Origin of the sequence: Streptomyces sp. NRRL F-2580 (genome assembly GCF_000720115.1) — a bacterium.
GTDB lineage: Bacteria > Actinomycetota > Actinomycetes > Streptomycetales > Streptomycetaceae > Streptomyces.
The window spans coordinates 130,659-152,628 of the sequence record NZ_JOIR01000004.1 but is presented as its reverse complement, the minus strand read 5'-3'; the positions used below and the strand labels follow the sequence as shown (position 1 = coordinate 152,628).

General features: G+C 71.8%; 15 protein-coding genes. 8 read left to right on the top strand and 7 right to left on the bottom strand.

The window, feature by feature from the left end; all coding sequences use genetic code 11:
• The first annotated feature begins 19 nt into the window (after nucleotides 1–19).
• Nucleotides 20–940: a MerR family transcriptional regulator gene (locus IF88_RS0105405; protein ID WP_030707794.1), complete on the top strand. Its 921-nt coding sequence runs from the start codon at nucleotides 20–22 to the stop codon at nucleotides 938–940.
• Nucleotides 941–1,030: 90 nt separating this feature from the next.
• Here the strand turns inward: IF88_RS0105405 and IF88_RS40055 are convergent, their stop codons facing one another.
• Complete coding sequence (locus tag IF88_RS40055; RefSeq protein WP_051836498.1) at nucleotides 1,031–1,864, bottom strand: aquaporin; 834 nt, start codon at nucleotides 1,862–1,864, stop codon at nucleotides 1,031–1,033.
• A gap of 132 nt (nucleotides 1,865–1,996) precedes the next feature.
• Between IF88_RS40055 and IF88_RS0105395 the strand changes: the two genes are divergently transcribed.
• Both IF88_RS0105395 and IF88_RS0105390 read left to right on the top strand, forming a co-directional pair.
• Nucleotides 1,997–2,536, top strand: coding sequence for an RNA 2'-phosphotransferase (locus IF88_RS0105395; protein WP_030707790.1), 540 nt, complete (start codon nucleotides 1,997–1,999; stop codon nucleotides 2,534–2,536).
• 177 nt (nucleotides 2,537–2,713) lie between these two features.
• A complete protein-coding gene (locus tag IF88_RS0105390; RefSeq protein ID WP_030707788.1) occupies nucleotides 2,714–4,570 on the top strand; it encodes an HSP90 family protein in 1,857 nt (618 codons plus the stop codon).
• 1,822 nt (nucleotides 4,571–6,392) lie between these two features.
• Here the strand turns inward: IF88_RS0105390 and IF88_RS43195 are convergent.
• Nucleotides 6,393–7,298, bottom strand: a complete 906-nt coding sequence (locus tag IF88_RS43195) for an LLM class flavin-dependent oxidoreductase (RefSeq protein ID WP_078892728.1) — start codon at nucleotides 7,296–7,298, stop codon at nucleotides 6,393–6,395.
• Between the two features lie 121 nt (nucleotides 7,299–7,419).
• Between IF88_RS43195 and IF88_RS0105380 the strand changes: the two genes are divergently transcribed.
• On the top strand, nucleotides 7,420–8,289 hold the full coding sequence (locus tag IF88_RS0105380) for a Cof-type HAD-IIB family hydrolase (protein ID WP_030707784.1): 870 nt from the start codon (nucleotides 7,420–7,422) through the stop codon (nucleotides 8,287–8,289).
• 39 nt (nucleotides 8,290–8,328) lie between these two features.
• Here the strand turns inward: IF88_RS0105380 and IF88_RS0105375 are convergent, their stop codons facing one another.
• From IF88_RS0105375 to IF88_RS0105360, 4 genes are read right to left on the bottom strand one after another with little or no spacing between them, the layout of a single operon-like run.
• A complete protein-coding gene (locus IF88_RS0105375) occupies nucleotides 8,329–10,104 on the bottom strand; it encodes a GAF domain-containing sensor histidine kinase (protein ID WP_234323442.1) in 1,776 nt (591 codons plus the stop codon).
• Between the two features lie 24 nt (nucleotides 10,105–10,128).
• Nucleotides 10,129–13,764, bottom strand: a complete 3,636-nt coding sequence (cydD, locus tag IF88_RS0105370; RefSeq protein ID WP_037805519.1) for a thiol reductant ABC exporter subunit CydD — start codon at nucleotides 13,762–13,764, stop codon at nucleotides 10,129–10,131.
• A 48-nt stretch (nucleotides 13,765–13,812) separates the two neighbouring features.
• A complete protein-coding gene (cydB, locus tag IF88_RS0105365; RefSeq protein WP_030707779.1) occupies nucleotides 13,813–14,814 on the bottom strand; it encodes a cytochrome d ubiquinol oxidase subunit II in 1,002 nt (333 codons plus the stop codon).
• A gap of 18 nt (nucleotides 14,815–14,832) precedes the next feature.
• Complete coding sequence (locus IF88_RS0105360) at nucleotides 14,833–16,338, bottom strand: cytochrome ubiquinol oxidase subunit I (RefSeq protein ID WP_030707777.1); 1,506 nt, start codon at nucleotides 16,336–16,338, stop codon at nucleotides 14,833–14,835.
• 190 nt (nucleotides 16,339–16,528) lie between these two features.
• Between IF88_RS0105360 and IF88_RS0105355 the strand changes: the two genes are divergently transcribed.
• Entirely contained in the window at nucleotides 16,529–16,897 is a 369-nt protein-coding gene (locus IF88_RS0105355) for a cyclophilin-like fold protein (protein WP_107050474.1), read from the top strand.
• Nucleotides 16,898–16,969: 72 nt separating this feature from the next.
• On the opposite strand, the gene hisC is transcribed toward IF88_RS0105355, so the two are convergent.
• The gene (gene hisC, locus IF88_RS0105350; RefSeq protein WP_030707773.1) at nucleotides 16,970–18,049 is read right to left on the bottom strand and encodes a histidinol-phosphate transaminase; all 1,080 of its coding nucleotides are present in this window, start codon (nucleotides 18,047–18,049) and stop codon (nucleotides 16,970–16,972) included.
• Between the two features lie 361 nt (nucleotides 18,050–18,410).
• On the opposite strand from hisC, the gene IF88_RS0105345 reads away from it, so the two are divergent.
• The 3 genes from IF88_RS0105345 (at nucleotide 18,411) to IF88_RS0105335 (ending at nucleotide 21,948) form a co-directional block, all read left to right on the top strand.
• Nucleotides 18,411–19,526: a LacI family DNA-binding transcriptional regulator gene (locus IF88_RS0105345; RefSeq protein WP_030707771.1), complete on the top strand. Its 1,116-nt coding sequence runs from the start codon at nucleotides 18,411–18,413 to the stop codon at nucleotides 19,524–19,526.
• Nucleotides 19,527–19,756: 230 nt separating this feature from the next.
• Entirely contained in the window at nucleotides 19,757–20,980 is a 1,224-nt protein-coding gene (locus IF88_RS0105340) for a metallophosphoesterase (RefSeq protein WP_030707770.1), read from the top strand.
• Nucleotides 20,981–21,129: 149 nt separating this feature from the next.
• Complete coding sequence (locus tag IF88_RS0105335) at nucleotides 21,130–21,948, top strand: hypothetical protein (protein ID WP_030707769.1); 819 nt, start codon at nucleotides 21,130–21,132, stop codon at nucleotides 21,946–21,948.
• Nucleotides 21,949–21,970: the final 22 nt, after the last annotated feature.

The window sequence follows — 21,970 nt, the reverse complement described above, 5'->3', positions numbered from 1 at the left end:
ATGTCGTAGGGAGCCGGGATTGTCCGATCAGGCGGTAGCCGAGTACCGGATCGAGGATCTGGCGCACCACAGCGGGGCGACGGTGCGCACGATCCGGGCGTACCAGGACCGCGGGCTGCTGCCGAAGCCGGAGCGGCGCGGCCGTTCCAACGTCTACCGGGACACGCACCTGGCGCGGCTGCGCCAGATCGCGGACCTGCTCGACCGCGGCTACACCCTGGCCTCCATCAAGGAGTTGCTGGAGGCCTGGGACGCGGGACGCGGCCTGGGCGGCGTACTGGGGCTGGTCGCCGAGGTGCACGGGCCCTGGACCGACGAGGAGGCCGCCCGGATCAGCCGGGAGGAGCTGAACGAGCGGTTCGGCGGCCGGCCGGACGACGAGGCGGTGGGCGAGGCCTGCGAGCTGGGGGTCCTGGAGCGGATCCCGGGGCGCCCGGACCAGTTCCTGGTGCCCTCCCCACAGGAGCTGGCGGTTGCCGCCGAGCTGTACGCGGCCGGGGTGCCGCTGCCGGCGATCACCGGACACCTGCGGGAACTGCGCGGGCAGGTGGAGCACATCGCCTCGCGGTTCCTGGAGTTCACCACCGAGCACGTCTTCGCGCGCTACCTCGGGCAGGTGCCGCCCACGGACGCGGACGCGGCGAAGGCGGCGACGATGGTGCGGCGGCTGCGCCCGCTCGCCCAGCAGACCGTGGACGCGGAGCTGGCGCGGGCGATGCGGCTCTTCGCGACCCGGCATCTGCAGCGGCACCTGGGGGCGGCGGGCACGCCCCAGCCGTCGGGGCCCTCGCCGGTGGCGCTGCCGGCCGGGACGGTACGGGCGGTGCAGGATCTGGTGGGCCCCGACCACGTGGCGGAGTTCGTCCGGGCCGCGACGGAGCGGGAGCTCCAGGCCCGGACCATGAACGATCTGGCGCGCCGGGCCGAGCCCGGCCGGTAGTCCACAGGGCGGGTCATGCATTTGCCGTCAAAACCCGCCCAAACGGCTGTGGACAACTCCCCTTTTCCTGTGGGCAACTGAGGCGGCGCCTCAGTCGACGGGCTCGTACGCCGCCTTCGTGGGGCTCGCGCCGTCCGCCGGCCCGGTGCCGGGCAGGGACGCCGGCACGGCGGTCTCGACCGGCACCGGCTTCGCGGTCCGCGAGGCCCCGTTCCCGCTTCCGCTGCCGTTCCCGCTGGGGTTCCCCTTCCCGTACAGCAGGGCGGCCAGGGCCAGGCCGAGGATCCCGCCGATCAACTGGGCGGCGACGAATCCGGGCAGCGACTGCGGGGCGATGCCGGTGAAGGAATCGCTGAAGCTGCGCCCGATCGTGCCGGCCGGGTTGGCGAAGGACCCGGAGGAGGTGAACCAGATCGCGGCGGCGATGTACGCCGCGACCGCCGCCGGGACGAGCCGGGGGCGCCCGATCCGCCCGAGGCCCTGGATCACGAGGACGAGACCGGCGGTGGCGACCACCTCGCCGATGAGCAGGTGCCCGCCGTCGCGCACCTGGGTGGAGAAAGTGCCCGGGGTCCGGCCGAACATGGTCTCCGCGAGGAGGGCGCCGCCGATGGCGCCCGCGGTCTGGGCCACGGTGTAGACGAATGCCTCCCGGCCGCCGAGCCCCTCACCGCCGGTGCGCCGGGCCCACCAGGAGGTGAGGGTGACCACCGGGTTGAGGTGGGCGCCGGACAGCGGCCCGAAGAGGGTGATGATCAGCCCGAGGCCGATGGCCGAGGCGAGCGAGTTGGCGATGAGGGCGACCCCGGTGTCCCGGCTGAGCTCGGCGGCCTGGAGTCCGGAGCCGATCACGACCACGAGCAGGCCGGCGGTCCCGATCAGCTCGGCAGCCGCACGGCGTGGCAGAGAGGCATGGGCTGTCATGGTTTCTCCCCCTGAGCAGAAGTGGCAGCGGAAAATGTATTCCGCATCTTGGAATGGCGATAGAGGGTGTCCACCATCGGGCCGCACCGAAAATCCCTGCCGGAAGACCGCCCGAGCGGGCACGCTGGGGCCATGGATGAAAGACGCACCGTGAAGGTGTCGAAGTACGTCTCGAAACACCTGCGGCACCAGCCGGAACGGATCGGACTGGTGCTCGATCCCCAGGGCTGGGTGGAGATCGACGATCTGCTGGAGGCGGCCGCCGCCCACGGATTCCACTTCAGCCGCGCCGAACTCGACCACGTCGTCGCCGCCAACGACAAGCAACGGTTCGCCGTCGAGGGCACCCGGATCCGGGCGAACCAGGGGCACACCGTCGCCGTGGACCTGGACCTTCCGGAGGCCGAGCCGCCCGCGTACCTCTACCACGGCACCGTCGCCGCCGCCCTGGACGCGATCCGCGCCGAGGGCCTGCGCCCGATGACCCGCCACCACGTGCACCTGTCCCCGGACCGGGAGACCGCGACCCGCGTCGGCGCGCGGCGCGGGCGGCCCGTCGTGCTCGCCGTGGACGCGGGTGCGATGCGTGCGGCCGGTCACGTCTTCCGGATCAGCGCCAACGGGGTGTGGCTGGTGGACGCGGTACCGCCGCAGTTCCTGCGTTTCCAGTAGCTTCCGGCAGCGCGCCCGGCAGGGCTTTCAGCGGCGGTTCCGGAGGCACTCCCAAGGGCGGGAATTCACGCTGAGATTGTCGGACCATCCCCCTAATGTGTGTCCCACTCCGGGATCCGTGAGGGGGGCACCTCGCGATCACCGATCCATCCCTGCATGTACGCGAGGTGACGCCCTATGACGTCCGCACCCCACAATTTCCAGGTCGATCTGCGCGGCCTGGTGGATCTCCTCTCCCACCACCTCTACTCCAGCCCGCGCGTCTACGTCCGCGAGCTCCTGCAGAACGCCGTGGACGCGGTCACCGCCCGCCACGCCCTCGACCCGGAAACCGAGGTCCGCATCCGGCTGTCGGCGTCCGGCGGCCGCGTGACCATCGAGGACAGCGGCATCGGCCTGACCGCCGACGAGGCCCATTCCCTGCTCGCCACCATCGGCCGCAGCTCAAAGCGCGGAGGCGACGGCTCCATCGCCGAGCACGGTCTGGAAGCCACCCGCCGTGAGTTCCTCGGCCAGTTCGGCATCGGGCTGCTCGCGTGCTTCGTCGTGGCCCGCCAGATCCGCGTCGTCACCCGCTCCGCCCGCGACCCCGATGCCGCGCCCGTGGAATGGCTCGCCACGGACGACGGTTCGTACACCGTCCGCGAACTGCCCCACGAGGCACGCCCGGAGCCCGGTACCACCGTCGTCCTCGAAGCCCGCCCGGGCGCCGCGGAATGGACCGCCCCGGCGACGGTCGAGGAACTGGCCCGCGACTACGGCTCCCTCCTGCCGTACGCCATCACCTTCGACGACGGCGAGGGCGGCGAGCCGCGCCCCGTCACCGACCGCCCCGCCGTATGGGACCGGCCCTTCCCCACCCCCGCCGCCCGCCGCGTCGCGCTCGCCGGGCACTGCGCGCAGCTCTTCGGCTTCACCCCGCTCGACAGCATCGACCTCGACCTGCCGGTCGCCGGCGTGCGCGGGGTGGCGTACGTCCTTCCGGAGCCGACCAGCCCCGCCCACCGGGCCGGACACCGCGTCCACCTCAAGGGCATGCTGCTGACCGACCGGGCCGACAACCTGCTGCCGGACTGGGCCTTCTTCGTCCGCGCCGTCCTCGACACGGACACCCTGCGGCCCACCGCCTCCCGGGAGAACCTCTACGACGACGAGACCCTGGCCGCCGTACGGGAGGCGCTCGGCGCCCGCGTCCGCGGCTGGCTCGCCGAGCTCGCCGCGAGCGAACCGGACCGCCTGGCCGCCTTCCTGCGCGTCCACCACCTCGGTGTGAAGTCCATGGCCCGGCACGACTCCGAACTGCTCGGGCTGATGCTGCCGTGGCTGCCCTTCGAGACCAGCGACGGCTCGATGAGCCTGCAGGAGTTCGCGGCCGCCCACACGGACATCCACTTCACGCGCACCGTCGAGGAGTTCCGCCAGATCGCACCGATCGCCGCCGCCCACGGGCTCGGGGTCATCAACGCCGGCTACACCTACGACGCGGACCTACTGGCCCTGCTGCCCGCCGTGCGGCCTGACCTCAAGATCACCGAGCTGGACGCCGGAGCCGTCACCGAGCGGCTGGACCCGGTGCCGACCGCAGCCGAACTGGAACTCGCCGCCTTCCTGGCCACCGCGCGCACCCGCCTGGAGCCCCAGGGCTGCGACGTGGTGCTGCGCGCCTTCCAACCCGTCGCCGTCCCCGCGCTCTACCTCGACGACCGCCAGGCCCGCCAAGAGCGCGACCGCACCGCCGCGCTGGAGAGCGCCGACTCCCTGTGGAGCGGCATCCTCGGCGCGCTGCGGGGCTCCGCGCCGCGCGCCCGGCTGGTCCTCAACCACAACAATCCCCTGATCCGGCGGATCGCCGCCCTTCCCGACGAGGCGCTGACCGGCACCGCCGTCGAATCGCTGTACGGGCAGGCCCTGCTGATGTCGCAGCGGCCGCTGCGCCCCGCCGACTCCACCCTGCTCAACCGGGCCTTCCTCGGACTCCTGGAATGGGCGACGCACTCCACCGATGCCCGCGATGCCCAGGAGGACCAGAAGTGACGACGCTGACGCGCGAGGAGATCGTGCGGGGTCTGGCGGAGAACCGCGAAGCGCCGAACGGCGCGGCGCGCAACGCGCACGCCGAGGCCCTGGCCGGTGCGGCCGAGGCGAACGGCGACCGTGCGCTGTTCCGCGAGGCCCTGGACAACCTGATCAACGCGTATCTCTACAGCTCCGAGTCGTCGAAGATGCTGGTGCCCTTCGCGCGGCTGCTCCAGGAGTACGACCAGGACCCGGGCGCCTTCGGCGAATGGGACGCGCACTCGCTGTTCTGGCAGTTCAAGTGGGTGGCCTCGGCCATCTCGGACTCTCCCGGGATCCCGCTGGAGTCGGCCGTCGGCTGGCTGGACGAGATGGAGCGCCGCTACAAGATCGCGGGCTACAGCGAGCGGCCCGTACGCGAGGCCGAGCTGTGGCTCGCCCATGCGATCGGCGACGACGAGCGCGCCGAGCGGGCCTTCCGGCGCTGGCTGGCCGCGGAACGCGACGACATGAGCGACTGCCAGGCCTGCGAGCTCAACGGCCAGGGCCAGTACGCCGTCGTGCAGGGCGATGACGCCGAGGCGCTGGAGCTGTGGAAGCCGGTGCTCACGGGCGATCTGGTCTGCGCCGAGGAGCCGCACCGGGTCCTGGCCACCTCGCTGTTGCCGCTGCTGCGGCTCGGCCGGGCCGACGAGGCGCGCTCGAACCATGTGCGCGGCTACCGCATGGCCCGCGGCAACGAGAGCCTGCTGCCGTCGGTCGGCAAGCACATCGAATTCTGCGCGCTCACCGGCAACGAGTCGCGCGGACTGGAGATCCTGGCCGAGCACGCCGCCCATGTGGCTCCGCTCGCCAATCTCGACGACCGGCTTGCCTTCCACGGCGGCATCCTCGTGCTGCTGCGCCGTCTGGAGGAGCTGGGCCACGGCCGGAGCCCGGCCGTCCCCTACGAGGGAGCACCCCGTACGGTCTCCGAGCTGTACGAGGTGCTCCACGCGGGCTGCCTGGACATCGCCCGGCAGTTCGACGCGCGCAACGGCACGACCCGGGTCTCGGACCGCTTCCTCGCGCGGGTGGGCCGGGAGCCGCTGGTGGGCGCGCTGCCGCTGGGGGTGCGCAGTGCGGAACTGCCCCGGACCGACACGGCCGGTGCCGGTGCCGATGCCGCTGCCACCGCCGGTGCCGCTGTGGGCGCCGCCTCCGCCGTGTCCGCGCCGGTCTCGGTGCCCGCCGGGTTCACCGAGCTCGTGGAGCGGGCCCGCGGTGCCCGTGACGTGAGTCATCCGGGTGCGGACGCCCTGTGGGCCGAGGTGGCCGTACGGGTGGAGGCGCAGCCGGAGCACGATCCGCTGGTCCGCGCCGACCTCGCGGACCAGCAGGCCCTGGCCGCCGCGCGGCGCGGGGCCGAGGAGGCTCCCCAGCTCCTCGCCGCGGTCCGCGACGCCTACCGGGCGCTCGGCCGGGCGGAGCGCGCCGCGCTCGCCGAGCTGCGGCTGGCGAGCGTGGCCGCGCAGTCGGGGGCCGCGCCCGCGGAGATCCGGAAGCTGCTGCGGATCGCCCTGCGGTCCGCCGAGGCATTGGACGCCGCCGAACCGTTGCGGGCCCGGCGGATCGCGCTCGCGGAACTGTCGGCGATCCGCGTGGAGTCGTACCTGCGCTCGGTTGAGGCGGCCGGCCCGGACGACCAGCACCAGGACCACCACCACGGCGGGGAGGAAGAGCGACTGGCTCCTGCCGTCGGCGGAGCGCCTTTTCGAGCAGCTGAACGGGGCGTAGAGCCTCGGTCGTCGCCGTCGCCGCCGCCGCTCCGGACTGGACCGGAGCGGCGACGGCAGGCGGATCAGCTGTCGAGCTGGGCCAGGGCCTCGGTGGCGATCTTCTCGAAGACGGCCTCGTCGGCGGCGAAGTCGGAGTCCGGGATCGGCGCGTGGATCACCAGCTCGGTGAAGCCGAGCTCGCGGTGGCGGCCGGCGAAGTCGACGAACGCGTCCACCGACTCCAGCACGGTGTTGGCCTCGGGCGTGAAGCCTGTCAGCAGGATCTTCTCCATGGAATCGGGATCCCGCCCGATCTCCACGAAGGCCTTGTCGAGCCGTTCGAGCTGTCCGCGCAGGGCCTCCCGCGACTGCTCGGGGGTGCCCTCCTCGAAGAGCTTCGGGTCGCCCGTGGTCACCCAGGCCTGGCCGTGGCGGGCGGCGAGCCGCAGACCGCGCGGTCCTGTCGCGGCGACCGCGAACGGCAGCCGCGGCCCCTGCACGCAGCCGGGGATGTTGCGGGCCTCCTCGGCGGAGTAGAAGGTGCCCTCGTGGCTCACCGAGCCCTCGGTCAGCAACTGGTCCAGCAGCGGCACGAACTCGCCGAAGCGGTCGGCGCGCTCACGCGGGGACCAGGCCTCCTGGCCCAGCGCGGTGGCGTCGAAGCCGTTGCCGCCTGCTCCGATGCCGAGGGTGACCCGCCCGCCGGAGATGTCGTCCAGGGACATGAGCTCCTTGGCGAGAGTCACCGGGTGGCGGAAGTTCGGAGAGGTGACGAGCGTGCCCAGGCGCAGCCGCTCGGTCGCGGTGGCCGCCGCGGTCAGGGTGGGCAGAGCACCGAACCACGGGCCATCGCGGAAGGTCCGCCAGGACAGGTGGTCGTAGGTGTAGGCGGTGTGGAATCCGAGCTGCTCAGCCCGGAGCCACTGATCGCGGCCTCCCTCATGCCATCGACGTACCGGAAGGATCACCGTGCTCAGACGCAGACTCATGCGTCGAGCCTACGGCGAGGCGATGTTTCACGTGAAACATCGCCTCGTGTGAAACATCATCCGGCCAGCAACCGGACCCGATCATGGTCCGACCGTCCCCGACCATGGGCGAAGATGGAGCGTGACCTCGGCTCCCCAGCGCCCGGACGGGCCCACCCCCACGCCCCGGCTCATCGCCACCGACCTCGACGGCACCCTGCTGCGCGACGACAAATCCGTCTCGCCGCGTACCGTCGCCGCGCTCGCCGCCGCCGAGGAGGCCGGGATCGAGGTCTTCTTCGTCACCGGACGCCCGGCCCGCTGGATGGACGTGGTCAGCGATCACGTCCACGGGCACGGCCTCGCGATCTGCGCCAATGGCGCGGCGGTCGTCGACCTGCACGCCGGACGGGAGTTCGTCCAGGTCAGGTCCCTCCCGCAGGCGGCCGCGCTCGCCGTCGTCGATGCCCTGCGGATCGCCGCACCCGGCACGTCCTTCGCGGTCGAGCTGACCACCGGCATCAACTACGAGCCGGCGTACCCGCCGTTCTTCAAGGACCCGGCCGCCAGGATCGCCACGGCCGAGGAGCTGCTGCGGGAGGACACGGACGGGGGCGGGGCGCCCGTACTGAAGCTGCTGGCGCACCACTCCGAGATCGCCCCGGACGAGTTCCTGACGCTGGCCCGCTCCGCCGCCGGCGCCTACGCGTCGATCACCCGCTCCAGCCCCACGGCCCTGCTGGAGATCAGCGGGCACGGGGTCTCCAAGGCCAGCACGCTGGCGCTGTGCTGCGCCGAGCGGGGCATTTCCCCCGACGAGGTCGTCGCGTTCGGGGACATGCCGAACGACGTGGAGATGCTCAACTGGGCCGGCACCTCGTACGCGATGGGCAACGCGCACCCGGATGTGATCGCGGCCGCGTCCGGCCGTACGGTCGCCAACAACGAGGACGGGGTCGCCCTCGTCATCGAGCGGATCCTGGCCGAACTCATCGCACGGCAGCAGGCCTGAGCAGCGGCTCCGAGCGCACAGGCACGGACACCGGGCACCTCAGAGCGGGGCCTCCCACACCAGGGTGGTCCCGCCGCCGTCCTCGCCGAGCCCCGGGCCGTACGAGCTCGCGCCGCCCAGTGCCTCGGCCCGTCGGCGCAGATTGCGCAGCCCGCTGCGCCGGCCCCCTTCGGGGATGCCCACCCCGTCGTCGGCGACCTCCAGCCGGATCCCCGGCCGGCCGTCGGCGAGCGTGACGGTGCAGTCGAGGACCACCTCGATCCGGGACGCGTCGGCATGGCGGAAGGCATTGGACAGCGCTTCGCGCAGCGCGGCGATCAGGTTCTTGCCGACCAGCTCGTCGACGACGGTGTCGATCGGGCCGAGGAAGCGGTGCGCGGGCTTGAAGCCCAGGGGCACTGCCGCCATGTTGATCTCCCTCAGCACCCGGGTGCGCAACCCGGACGGAGCCTCAGCGGGGCCCTGATGGAGGGCGAAGATGGCGGTGCGGATCTCCTGGATCGTCACGTCCAGTTCGTCCACGGCCTTGCCCACGCCGTCGCGGACCTCGGGAACGATGGACCGGCGCTGGGCGCCCTCCAGCATCATCCCGGTGGCGAACAACCGCTGGATGACCAGGTCGTGCAGGTCGCGGGCGATCCTGTCCCGGTCCTCGAACACGGCCAGCCGCTCACGGTCGCGCTGCGCCTCGGCCATCATCAGGGCGAGCGCCGCCTGCGAGGCGAACTGAGTGGCCAGGGTCCGCTCGGCCTCACTGAACGGACGCTTGCCACGCCCCCGGGGGGTGACCAGGGCGCCCAGCACCCGCCCGCCGCTGTGCAGGGGCAGCATCATGCAGGGCCCGTACTGGCTGGTCAGCTTGCTCATCGTGCGGGGGTCGGACGCGGCGTCGTCCACGAAGACCGGCTCGCCGCGCAACAGACTGTCCACCACCGGGCTCTCGGCCGGGATCACCACACCGAGCGAGGTGGCCGGGTTCTCGGCCGAGACGGCGACGATCTCCATCCCGCCCTCCTCGGCCGGCAGCAGCACGATCCCCGCGGAGGAGTCGGCGAGTCGGCGGGCCTGCTCCGCCACCACCACGAGGGCGTCGTCCGCGTCCCCGCCGGACAGGAGGGCGGTGGTGACGGCCACCGAGCCGTCGATCCAGCGCTCGCGCTGCGTGGCGGCCTCGTACAGCCGGGCGTTGCCGATGGCGATGCCGGCCTCGGTGGCCAGGACCCGGACCATGTGGACGTCGTAGTCGTTGAACTCTCGGCCGCCGTTCTTCTCGGCGAGGTACAGATTGCCGAAGATCTCTCCCTGCACCCGGATCGGGACACCGAGGAAGGTCTTCATGGGCGGGTGGTGCGCCGGGAATCCCGCGGAGCGCGGATCCTTCGTCAGATCGGCGAGCAGCACGGTGTCGGAATGTGAGATCAGTGCTCCGAGCAGGCCCCGCTTCCCGTCGGGGCGGTGTCCGATCTTCCGGTCCAGCTCCGGGGCGATCCCGTGGGTGACGAAGTCCGAGAGCCCGCGGCCCTCCGTGTCGACGACGCCGATCGCCGCGTAGCGGGCGCCCGCGAGCTCGGCCGCGGTCTCGCAGATGCGGTCCAGCGTGGAGTGCAGTTCGAGGCCGGTCCCGACCGACCGCATCGCCTCCAGCAGTTGCGGTACCCGGGCCGTGAGCTCGGTGGACAGGCCCTGCAGGCTCCTGGTGGCCTCGGTGGCGGCCACCAGCGGGTCCGACGGCACGGGCACGGCCGGTGCGGCCGGCGAGGGATCCGGCAGCGGATCCGACGAAGCCGGCGACTGTTGCGACTGCTGCGCTGACATGTTCTTGAGACTAGTTAGTCCCCATTAGCGGGGAAAGTTGGCCAAAGTCCCGTCCGTGGCCCTTTCGCGCTCCAGCAGCCTCCGCAGCGGTCCCTCGGCCGCGGCCAGCCCCGCGTACGCGCCGCGCTGCACGACCTCGCCGTGGTCCAGCACGATCACCTCGTCGACCGCCGCCAGGCCGGCCAGCCGGTGCGTGATCAGCACGGTGGTCCGGCCCTCGGTCGCGGCCAGCAGGTCCGCCGTCAGGGCGTCCGCCGTGGCCAGGTCCAGGTGCTCGGCCGGCTCATCCAGGACCAGTACGGGGAAGTCCGCGAGCAGCGCCCGGGCCAGGGCCAGTCGCTGGCGCTGACCGCCCGAGATCCGCTCGCCGTGCTCGCCGACCAGGGTGTCCAGGCCGTCCGGAAGTCCGTCGGCCCACTCCAGCAACCGGGCCGCGGCCAGCGCCTCGCGCAGCTGCTCCTCGCCCGCCCCGGTCCGGGCCAGGCGCAGGTTCTCCCGCACCGAGCTGTCGAAGATGTGGGCGTCCTGGGCGCACAGGCCCACGAGCGCGCGGACATCGTCGCCGTCGAGGGTGCGCGCGTCGGTCCCGCCCAGGGTGTACGTGCCCTCGTACGGATCCAGGAAGCGGAGCATGACCTGGGCCAGCGTGGTCTTTCCGGAGCCCGAGGGGCCGACGACGGCGATGCGGCGGCCGGCCTCCAGGGTCAGGTCCAGCCCGTGCAGGGCGTCACGGTCCTGGCCGGGGTGGCGGGCGGCGAGCCCCGTCAGCCGCAGCGGGAAGGGCGAAGCGGGAGCGGCGGCGGGCTGCTCCGGCTCGGCGACCGGGACCGGCGCGTCGATGACCTCGTAGACCCGCTCGGCGCTGCGGCGCACCCGCTGACGGTACTGGACGGCGAGCGGAAGTCCGTTCACCGCCTCGAAGGCGGCGAGGGGCGTCAGGACCGCAACGGCCATGGCCACCCCGGACAGCCGCCCGTCATGGACGGCGTTCGCGGCGACGGCCGCGGCGGCCACCACGGTGAGCCCGCACACGAGGGCGGACAGCCCGCCGCCCAGCCCGCTCGCGGCGGCACCCCGCGCCGCGATGCGGGTCAGCACACCGTCGCTCTCATGCGCCCGGCCCTTACGGTCGTCCAGCGCACCGGCCACGGTCAGCTCCGCGGTGCCGGTGAGGAGATCGGCCACCCGGGTGGCGAGCTCGCCCCGCCCGGGCGCGAGCCTGCGCTCCGCCCGGCGGGCGCAGGCCCCGCTGACCAGCGGCACCCCGATGCCGGCGGCGAGCAGCCCGGTGGCGAGCACGGCTCCGGCCTCGGGAAGCAGCCAGGTGGTGAAGGCGACCGAACCGGTTCCGACGAGCAGGGCGGTACCGACCGGCAGCAGCCAGCGCAGCCAGTAGTCCTGGAGGGCGTCGGCGTCGGCCACCAGTCGGACCAGCAGGTCCCCGCGCCGGTGCTCGCGCAGCCCGGCGGGCGCGATGCGCTCCAGCCGCCGGTAGACGGACACCCGCAGGTCGGCGAGCATCCGCAGCACGGCGTCGTGGGAGACGAGCCGTTCCGCGTACCGGAAGACGGCGCGCCCCATTCCGAAGGCCCGGGTGGCTGTGACGGCCACCATCAGATAGAGCACGGGCGGCTGTTCGGAGGCCCGTGAGATCAGCCAGCCGGACACGGCCATCAGGCCGACGCTGCATCCCACGGCCAGCGCCCCGAGCAGCAGCCCGAGCCTGAACCGTCCCTGCCAGGCCTTGGCCACCGCCCGCACCCGGCGCAGCGGATCGGCCCCGCGCGCATCGGTCCCGCCGCCGGCCCGCACCCGCTCGGGCTCGGCGCCGAGGATCCACTCCCCGGCGTCCGGGCCGCTGTCGCCGGGGGACTGGGCACGGCCCGCGTCACGGGAAGCGCCCGGGTGGGGGAGCAGCCCCTCACGGTCCGGCCCCTCGGGAAGAGCACCGCCCCGGCGGGGCCCCTCGGCAAGAGACCCCTCAACGGGGCGCCCGTCGGCCAAGAGCTCGGCGGGCCCGCCCGCCGCCATCGGGACCACCCGGTCCGCGACCGCGAGCAGCGCTGGCCGGTGCACGACCAGCAGGACGGTCCGCCCTGCGGACAGCCGCCGGACCGCGTCCACGATCCCCGCCTCGGTCTCACCGTCCAGCGCAGCCGTCGGCTCGTCCAGGAGCAGCACGGGCCGGTCCGCGAGGAAGGCGCGCGCCAGGGCCAGTCGCTGCCGCTGCCCGGCGGACAGTCCCACACCGCCCTCGCCGAGCAGCGTCTGCGCCCCGCGCGGCAGCGCGGTCACGAACTCCCAGGCCCCGGCGTCCTTCAGGGCCCCGTCCACCTCGCTGTCGGAGGCCCCCGCGCGGGCCAACCGGACGTTCTCGGCGATCGTCCCGGCGAACAGGTGCGGCCGCTGCGGCACCCAGGCGACCTGCTCCCGCCAGTGCACCGACGACAGCTCGGCCAGGTCCACGCCGGCGATCCGCACCCGCCCCGCGGTCGGCGTCACGAACCCCAGCAGCACCTGGAGCAGGGTGGACTTGCCCGCGCCGCTCGGACCGGTGAGGGCCACGCACTCTCCCGGCGCGACGGTCAGCGAGACCGGCCCGGGGGAGTCCTCGCCCCGGCCCTCGTAGCGGACGGCGACCCCGTCGATCTCGATCCGCAGGGGGGCGCCGCCGGGCAGCCCGGCCGTCCCCGCCGGACCGGTGGCGGGGGCCTCCAGGATCTCGAAGATCTCCTCCGCGGCCGCCAGTCCCTCCGCGGCCGCGTGGTACTGCGCCCCCACCTGCCGCAGCGGCAGGTACGCCTCGGGCGCCAGGATCAGGATGACCAGGCCGGTGTAGAGGTCCAGCTCACCGTGGACCAGTCGCATGCCGATGGTCACGGCGACCAGGGCCACCGACAGGGTCGCCAGCAGTTCCAGGGCGAAGGAGGAGAGGAAGGCGATGCGCAGGGTCCGCATCGTCGCGCGCCGGTAGTCGTCGGTGATCTTGCGGATCGACTCGGCCTGCGCCTTGGCCCGGCCGAAGACCTTCAGCGTGGGAAGGCCGGCCACCACGTCGAGGAAGTGCCCCGACAACCGGGACAGCAGCCGCCACTGGCGGTCCATCCGGGACTGGGTGGCCATGCCGATGAGCACCATGAACACGGGGATCAGGGGCAGCGTGACCACGATGATGGCCGCCGACACCCAGTCCTCGGTGACGATGCGGGCCAGGACCGCCACCGGCACGACCACCGCGAGACCCAGCTGGGGCAGGTAGCGGGAGAAGTAGTCGTCGAGCGCGTCCACACCCCGGGTGGCCAGTGACACCAGCGACCCGGTCTTCTGCCCGGTGAGCCGGCCGGGGCCGAGATCCGCAGCCCGGTCCAGCAGCCGACCCCGCAGCTCCGATTTGACCGCCGCGCTGGCGCGGTGCGCCGCCAGCTCCGTCAGCCAGGCGATCAGGCCGCGCCCGAGCGCCACCGCCGCGAGCAGCAGCAGCGGCGTCCGGAGCGCTTCGCCGCCCAGGCCCTTCTCGAAGGCTCCGACCACGATCTCGGCGAGCAGCATCGCCTGACCGACGACCAGCCCGGCCCCGACGAGCCCCAGGGCCACGACCGCGCCCAGGAAGAGGCGGGTCGAGCGGGCGTACCGAAGCAGGCGCGGGTCGATCGGTTTCACGTGAAACATCCCCCAGGGGAGGGTCGGACGGGCGGGGTGGCGCGGAACTCAGTGCACGTCGACGATGTGCTGCGTACCGATCCGCTTGCGGAACACCCAGTACGTCCAGCCCTGGTAGAGGAGGACGAGCGGGGTGGCCACGGCCGCGCACCAGGTCATGATCTTCAAGGTGTACGGGCTGGACGAGGCGTTGGTGACCGTGAGGTTCCAGGCGTCGTTCAGCGAGGACGGCATGACGTTCGGGAAGAGCGTCAGGAAGAGCATCGCGACGGCCGCCGCGATGGTGACCCCGGACAGTGCGAAAGACCAGCCCTCGCGACCCTTGAGGTTGGCGCCGAGCGCCCCGAGCAGTGCCAGCACGGCGACGGCCATCGCGACCAGGCTCTTGCCGTCGCCGCGGGAGACCTGGGTCCAGATCAGGAAGACCAGTGCCAGCGCGGCGGTGATGACGCCCAGCCCGGTCGCCAGCTTCCGCGAGCGGTCCCGGATGTCACCGACCGTCTTGAGCGAGGTGAAGACGGCGCCGTGGAAGGTGAAGAGGGTGAGGGTGACCAGTCCGCCCAGGATCGAGTAGACGTTGAGCAGGTCGAAGAGGCTGCCGACGTACTCCATGTTCTCGTCGATCTTCACACCGCGGACGATGTTGGCGAAGGCCACGCCCCACAGGAAGGCGGGGATCAGCGAGGTCCAGAAGATCGCGTGTTCCCAGTTGGTCTGCCACCGGTCCTCGGGGCGCTTGTGCCGGTACTCGAAGGCGACGCCGCGGATGATGAGGCACACCAGGATGAGCAGCAGCGGCAGGTAGAAGCCGGAGAAGAGGGTGGCGTACCACTCGGGGAAGGCGGCGAAGGTCGCACCGCCCGCCGTGAGCAGCCAGACCTCGTTGCCGTCCCACACGGGCCCGATGGTGTTGATCAGGACCCGCCTCTCCGTACGGTCGCGGGCGAGCAGCTTGGTCAGTACGCCGACTCCGAAGTCGAAGCCCTCCAGGAAGAAGTAGCCGGTCCACAGGACGGCGATGAGTACGAACCAGACGTCGTGGAGTTGCATGGTGCGGTCTCCTCAGCCTCAGTACGAGAAGGCCATCGGCCGGTCGGGGTTCTTGTCGTCCCCGCCGATCTTGGTGGGCGGGTTGAGATCGGCCTCGGTGAGCTCGGGCGGTCCGGCCTTGACGTACTTGACGAGGAGCTTGACCTCGATGACGGCGAGCACCGCGTAGAGGAGAGTGAAGCCGATCATCGAGGTGAGCACCTCGGCCTGGGAGACGTTCGGCGAGACCGCGTCCCGGGTGCGCAGGACTCCGTAGACCACCCAGGGCTGGCGCCCCATCTCGGTGAAGATCCAGCCCCACGAGCTGGCGATCAGCGGGAAGCCCATCGTCCAGAGCGCGACGATCCAGTACAGGTCGGCGAACTTCGGGCTCAGCGCCTTCTTGAAGAGGACCAGGTTGGGGACCTCGTCCTCCCCGGTACGCAGGCCGGGCGGCAGCATGAACTTCTTGCGGGTCAGCCACAGACCCAGCACGCCGATGCCGAGGGAGGCCATGCCGAAGCCGATCATCCAGCGGAAACCCCAGTAGGCGACCGGGATGTTGGGCCGGTAGTCGCCGGGGCCGAACTTCTCCTGCTCCGCCTTGTTGACGTCGTTGATGCCCGGGACGAACGAGGTGAAGTCGTCGTTGGCCAGGAAGGACAGCAGGCCGGGAATCTCTATCGCGACCTTGTTGTGGCCCTTCTCCACGTCGCCGTAGGCGAAGACCGAGAAGGGGGCCGGCGCCTCGCCGTCCCAGAGCGCCTCGGCGGCGGCCATCTTCATGGGCTGCTGCTTGAACATCACCTTGCCGAGCAGGTCACCGCTCAGGGCGGTGCCCATGCCGGCGATGATCATGACGACCAGGCCGAGCCGCAGCGAGCTCCGCATCACGGGGATGTGCCTCTTGCGCGCCAGGTGGAAGGCGGCGATGCCGGTCATGAACGCACCGCCCACCAGGAAGGCGGCCGTGATGGTGTGGAAGAACTGGGTGAGGGCGGTGTTCTGGGTGAGCACGAGCCAGAAGTCGGTGAGCTCGGCCCGGCCCCGCTCCTCGTTGATGCGGTAGCCGACCGGGTGCTGCATCCAGGAATTGGCCGCCAGGATGAAGTAGGCGGACAGGACCGTGCCGATGGACACCATCCAGATGCAGGCCAGGTGGATCTTCTTGGGCAGCTTGTCCCAGCCGAAGATCCACAGACCGATGAAGGTCGACTCGAAGAAGAACGCGATCAACGCCTCGAATGCCAGGGGGGCACCGAAGATGTCGCCGACGAAGCGCGAGTAGTCGGACCAGTTCATGCCGAACTGGAACTCCTGGACGATGCCGGTGACGACACCCATCGCGATATTGATCAAGAAAAGCTTCCCCCAGAACTTCGTGGCCCTGAGGTACTTCTCCTTCTCGGTGCGCACCCACGCGGTCTGCAGGCCGGCCGTGAGCGCGGCGAGCGAGATCGTCAGGGGTACGAAGAGGAAGTGATAGACGGTGGTGATGCCGAACTGCCAGCGCGCCAGAGTCTCCGGCGCCAAAGCCAGGTCCACGTCCTCGTCTCCTTCGCGTCGCCGTGATCATGCGGCAGGCTGCCTGTTGTGTCCCACCCAATCCGGGAGGAAGCAGGACACGCTTGTGAACGCGTTCACATTCACAAGCATTATGTCGTACCACCGTCGGCGGCCGTCAGGCGGGGTACCCCTCTAGCCAATCCATTCAACAGATTGTTGAATGCGGCTCATGCAGATACGGATTTCCTGGCCTGCGGGCCAGCTCACCGCGACCCTTGACGAGACCCCGACCAGCAAGGCGCTGGCCGAGGCCCTTCCGATCTCCGCCTCCGCGAACACCTGGGGCGAGGAGGTCTACTTCGACACCGGCGTCTGCGTGGCCCTGGAACACGACGCCCAGCAGGTCGTGGAGCCGGGCACGGTCGCCTTCTGGACCGAGGGCGACGCGCTCGCGCTGCCCTACGGCCCCACACCCATCTCACGCGGAGGCGAGAGCCGCCTGGCGAGCCCGTGCAACGTGCTCGGCTCGTTCGACGGCGACCCCCGCCTGCTCTCCACCGTCCGCGACGGCGATCCCATCCGCGTGGAACTGGCCTAGCCCGTCCCCGCAGGCCCGGACCGGGCCTGGCCGGCCCCTGCCGGGTCCGGCCGCCAGGACAACCACGGCCGCCTACAGCTCCTTGAAGAACGCCTCCGCCGTGTGCAGGAAGAGGTCGTTCGCCTCGGTCTCACCGATCGTGACCCGCAGGCCCTCGCCCGCGAAGGGCCGGACCACCACACCGGCCTTCTCGCAGGCCGCCGCGAACTCGGCGGTCCGCTCCCCCAGCCGCATCCACACGAAGTTCGCCTGGGTGTCCGGCACGGACCAGCCCTGCGCGAGCAGCGTCTCGTGCACCCGCGCGCGCTCGCCCACCAGCGCCCCGACGCGGCCCATCAGCTCGTCCTCGGCGCGCAGCGAGGCCACCGCCGCGTCCTGCGCGAGCTGGCTGACGCCGAACGGCATGGCCGTCTTGCGCAGCGCCGCGGCCACCGGCTCGTGCGCGATGGCGAAGCCGACCCGCAGGCCGGCCAGGCCGTACGCCTTGGAGAACGTACGCAGCACGGCCACGTTCGGGCGGTCGCGGTAGAGCTCGACGCCGTCCGGGACGTCCGTGTCGCGCACGAACTCGCGGTACGCCTCGTCCAGGACCACCAGGACGTCCGAGGGCACCCGGTCCAGGAAGCGCTCCAGCTCGGCGCGGCGCACAGCGGTGCCGGTGGGGTTGTTCGGGTTGCAGACGAAGATCAGCCGGGTCCGGTCGGTGATCGCCGCCGCCATGGCCTCCAGGTCGTGCACGTCCCCGTCGGTCAGCGGGACCTGCACCGAGGTCGCGCCCGAGATCTGCGTGAGGATCGGGTACGCCTCGAAGGAGCGCCAGGCGTAGATCACCTCGTCGCCCGGGCCGGCCGCCGCCTGGATCAGCGACTGGGCCACGCCGACCGAGCCGGTGCCCGTGGCGATGTGCTCGACCGGCACTCCGAAGCGCTCGGCGAGCTCGTTCACGAGGCCGGTGCAGGCCATGTCGGGGTACCGGTTGAAGCTGCCGGCCGCCGAGACCGCGGTCTCCAGCACGCCCGGCAGCGGCGGGTACGGGTTCTCGTTCGACGACAGCTTGTACGCGACGGGCCCTCCCGCGGCAGCCGGCTTCCCGGGCTTGTACGTCGGAATGCCGTCCAGCTCGGCGCGCAGCTTCGGGCTCTTCTCGCTCACCGCAGGTCCTCCTCGACCGTCCCGTCCGACGTCGCCGTCGACTCAATACTGCTCACCTTATGAGGATTCCGCCGTTCCGAGAATGGGGGCGCCTGGAATGCGGGGGAGCGCGCGCATATATGCGCGCGCCGGTGGCCTGCGCCGTGGCGCGCGTCCCTCGTGCAGGTGAGTTGAGACCGTCCCGAGACCACACCGTTTTGGCATGCCCGGACCCGCCGACATGCTTCACCCTCACTCTCAGCGATCAAATACCTTCATTTCCAAGGTCATTGGGGGTGGCGAACCATGCAGAATCGTGCCTGTCAACGCCTGCATATGCACCCGGACCACCCACCCCACCGAGCCCTACTATCGGCTCGCCATGACAGCAGCAGGGAAGCATCAGGTGAGCCGGACCGAGACCACCCGGCGGGCCGCCGGCCGACAGGGCCGGGCCGGCATCAGGGACGTGGCCGCCGCGGCGGGCGTCTCCATCACAACCGTCTCCGACGCGCTCAATGGCAAGGGACGGCTGCCGGACGCCACCCGCCGCCACGTTCGCGAGGTGGCCGACCGGCTGGGCTACCGCCCGTCGGCCGCCGCCCGCACCCTCCGTACCGGCAAGTCGGGCCTCATCGGCCTGACCGTGACGACGTACGGGGATGAACCTTTCACCTTCACCGAATTCGCCTACTTCGCCGAGATGGCCAGGGCCGCCACCTCAGCCGCGCTCGCCCGCGGCTACGCCCTCGTCATCCTCCCCGCCACCTCCCGCCACGACGTGTGGTCCAACGTCGCCCTCGACGGCACCGTCGTCATCGACCCCTCCGACCACGATCCCGTCGTCACCGAACTGGTCCGCCAAGGCCTGCCCGTGGTCTCCGACGGCCGCCCCGCAGGCTCCCTCCCCGTCACCGCCTGGGTCGACAACGACCACGAGGCCGCCGTACTCGGCCTGCTCGACCACCTCGCCGCCGCCGGCGCCCGCCGGATCGGGCTGCTGACCGGCACCACCACCGACACCTACACCCGGCTCTCCACCACCGCCTACCTCAACTGGTGCGAGCGCGTCGGCCAGGACCCCGTCTACGAGTCCTACCCCGCCCACGACCCGTGCGCGGGCGCCGTCGCCGCCGACCGGCTCCTCGCCCGGCCCGACCGGCCCGACGCCGTCTACGGGCTCTTCGACCCCAACGGCACCGACCTGCTCGCCGCCGCCCGGCGCTACGGCCTGCGCGTCCCCGAGGACCTGCTGCTCGTGTGCTGCAGCGAGTCCACCGTCTACGCCAACACCGAACCGCCCATCACCACGCTCTCCCTCAAACCGCGCCGCATCGGCACCGCCGTCGTGCAGCTGCTCATCGACGCGATCGAGGGAGTGGACACCGGACGCCCCGTCGAACAGGTCGTCCCGACCGAGCTGATCATCCGTACCTCGTCGCAGCGCAGGCAGGCGCGTACGACCGTCAGCCCACCCCGTTCCCCGGCCCAGGACTGACCGCCAGACCGTCCGGTCGGCCTGCCGAGGACCCGGCCGAACATTTCAGCAACACAGATATCGGTAGAAAACGGTAGGAATGATCGGCTCCGCAAAGGATTCACCACCCCTGGTGCGTCACAGAGCGCGAGCCGCATTCCTATGATGGGCGCACGACATCACGGACCCTCCTCCCCGGAGGTCAGGAGGGTCCGCAGGTGTACGGCAGCGCGACGGTGGTGGAGGGGTCGATGACTCAGGGGGCCGGTCAGGGACCCGCGATGCGGACGGACACGCTGCGGGACTTCCGGGTTCCAGTCACCGAACCCGCCGCGTACGCCGTATCTTCCGGGAATCCCGGCGGGGCTCCCGTCTACGGCGAGTACCCGGCGTACTACGACGACGGCACGCCGGCCGTACCCCCGCAGCCCGGCTACGCGCCGGCGCCGACCGCGCCGCCCGCCGCACCGCCCGCCGCACCGCCCGCCTCGCATCCCGCTCACGCGACGAGCCAGGACCCCGAGGACGACGACTTCGAGGGCTACACCCCGACCCACCGCGACCTGCCGATCATCGGCCGCGGCGCCGTCGGCGGTCCCGGTGACACCGTCCAGGTCCAGTACGTCCCGCAGGAGGCCGCCGCCGACGGCCCCGGCCCGCTCTACGTCGTCGGCGACGTCCACGGCTACCTCGACGAGCTCGTCACCGAACTCCACGCCCAGGGCCTGATCGACGCGGAACGCCGCTGGTCCGCCGGCAACGCCCGGCTCTGGTTCCTCGGCGACTTCACCGACCGCGGCCCCGACGGCATCGGCGTCATCGACCTCGTGATGCGGCTGTCCGCCGAGGCCGCCGCCGCCGGCGGCTACTGCAAGGCCCTGATGGGCAACCACGAGCTGCTGCTCATCGGCGCCAAGCGGTTCGGCGACACCCCCGTCGTCTCCGGCGCCGGCACCGCCAGCTTCCAGGCCGCCTGGCTCCTCAACGGGGGCCAGCGCTCCGACATGGAGCGCCTTCAGGACGTACACCTGCAGTGGATGTCGCGGCTGGACGCGGCCGTCCTGGAGGAGGACCACCTGCTGCTGCACTCCGACACCACGGCCTACCTCGACTACGGCGACTCCATCGAGGACGTCAACGACACGATCCACGAGCTCCTCAACCGGGGCGACGCCGACATCACTTGGGACCTCTTCCGCAAGTTCACCAAGCGGTTCGCCTTCCGCGACGAGGGGACCGGCCCGCAGGCCGTACGCGAACTGCTCGGCACCTACGGCGGCAGCCGCGTCGTGCACGGGCACAGCCCCATCCCGTACCTGCTCGGCGAGGTGGGCACCGAGGACGGGGACGAGTCGCGCGGCCCGGAGGCCGTGAACGGCCCGCACGTGTACGCGGAAGGGCTCGCCATCGCGATGGACGGCGGGGTGACGATGGCGGGCAAGCTGCTGGTCGTACAGCTCCCCTTGAACGACTGAGGTTTGTCACCACGGGGGTATTTCCGCAAAGCCCCTGTCAACCTGTGGCGTGGTCGCTCTACCATCGCTCTATCCGTAGCAGGCTCTCCTCCGTTTGTGCCGGCGCCCCGTTCTACGCGGGAATACCGGCTTCTACGGAGCATCGGGGGATGCACATGACCAGCGCTCCGCACCTGCTGACCGAAGACCGAGCAGAGTTCGACCGGCTCCTCGACGAGGCGCTGCGCACCGCGAACGAACGGCCCGAGCTCGCCACGCTCGGCGAACGGCTGAACGCCGAACAGCTGCGCACCATGGCCCAGGGGGCCAGCGCACTGCTGGCGGCGGCCGCCGCCGCCGAGTACGGCCACTACGTGAAGGTCCGCGCGGAACGACGCGGCGAGGTGCTGTCCACACCCGGCGCCGCGGTGGACGAGGACGACGGACAGGGCCTGGGCGGCGGCGCGGGCGCCAGCGCCGTGGTCGCGGTCCTCGCACCCGTCCTGGCGGGCACGGCCATGCTGATATTCCTGCTCGTGGGCTACAGCCTGAAGCTGATCGAGCCCGAACCCGCCTTCGCCGAGACGATGCTGACGGCGGGCTGGCTGTTCGGCGCGCTCACCGTCGCGGCGCTGCTGTTCGCGGTGATCGGGCTGTTGGTAACGGCCGTCCGCAACAGCGCGACCGAGGTGGTGGCGGACGAGACCGAGGCCGTACCCGACGAGGTGGCGCGGGCCCGCGAGGCCTGGCGGCACGCCCTGCTGGAGCGGGGGATCATGCCGTTCCTGCGGGACGCGCTGGCCGATCCGAGCGCGGGGCCGGGCTTCCCGACCCCCAGAACGCCGGCGGCCGGGCGCATCCCCAACCTGGGATACACCCGGCCCGACTTCACCAGCCCCGGATCCCCCTCGGAGGGACCCCGCCCCGACTACACGCCCCCGGACTTCACCAGCCCGGACTTCGGCGGGCCGGAGCAACGGCCGGAGTAGCCTCCGGCCGACTCGCGCCCGC

Excerpts from the sequence above, each read along its gene's own strand:
- IF88_RS43195 (WP_078892728.1), bottom strand. The coding sequence starts at position 7,298 with ATGAGTCTGCGTCTGAGCACGGTGATCCTTCCGGTACGTCGATGGCAT.
- IF88_RS0105395 (WP_030707790.1), top strand. The coding sequence starts at position 1,997 with ATGGATGAAAGACGCACCGTGAAGGTGTCGAAGTACGTCTCGAAACAC.
- IF88_RS40055 (WP_051836498.1), bottom strand. The coding sequence starts at position 1,864 with ATGACAGCCCATGCCTCTCTGCCACGCCGTGCGGCTGCCGAGCTGATC.
- IF88_RS0105390 (WP_030707788.1), top strand. The coding sequence starts at position 2,714 with ATGACGTCCGCACCCCACAATTTCCAGGTCGATCTGCGCGGCCTGGTG.
- IF88_RS0105345 (WP_030707771.1), top strand. The coding sequence starts at position 18,411 with ATGACAGCAGCAGGGAAGCATCAGGTGAGCCGGACCGAGACCACCCGG.
- IF88_RS0105355 (WP_107050474.1), top strand. The coding sequence starts at position 16,529 with ATGCAGATACGGATTTCCTGGCCTGCGGGCCAGCTCACCGCGACCCTT.
- cydB (WP_030707779.1), bottom strand. The coding sequence starts at position 14,814 with ATGCAACTCCACGACGTCTGGTTCGTACTCATCGCCGTCCTGTGGACC.
- IF88_RS0105375 (WP_234323442.1), bottom strand. The coding sequence starts at position 10,104 with ATGTCAGCGCAGCAGTCGCAACAGTCGCCGGCTTCGTCGGATCCGCTG.
- IF88_RS0105335 (WP_030707769.1), top strand. The coding sequence starts at position 21,130 with ATGCACATGACCAGCGCTCCGCACCTGCTGACCGAAGACCGAGCAGAG.
- IF88_RS0105340 (WP_030707770.1), top strand. The coding sequence starts at position 19,757 with ATGACTCAGGGGGCCGGTCAGGGACCCGCGATGCGGACGGACACGCTG.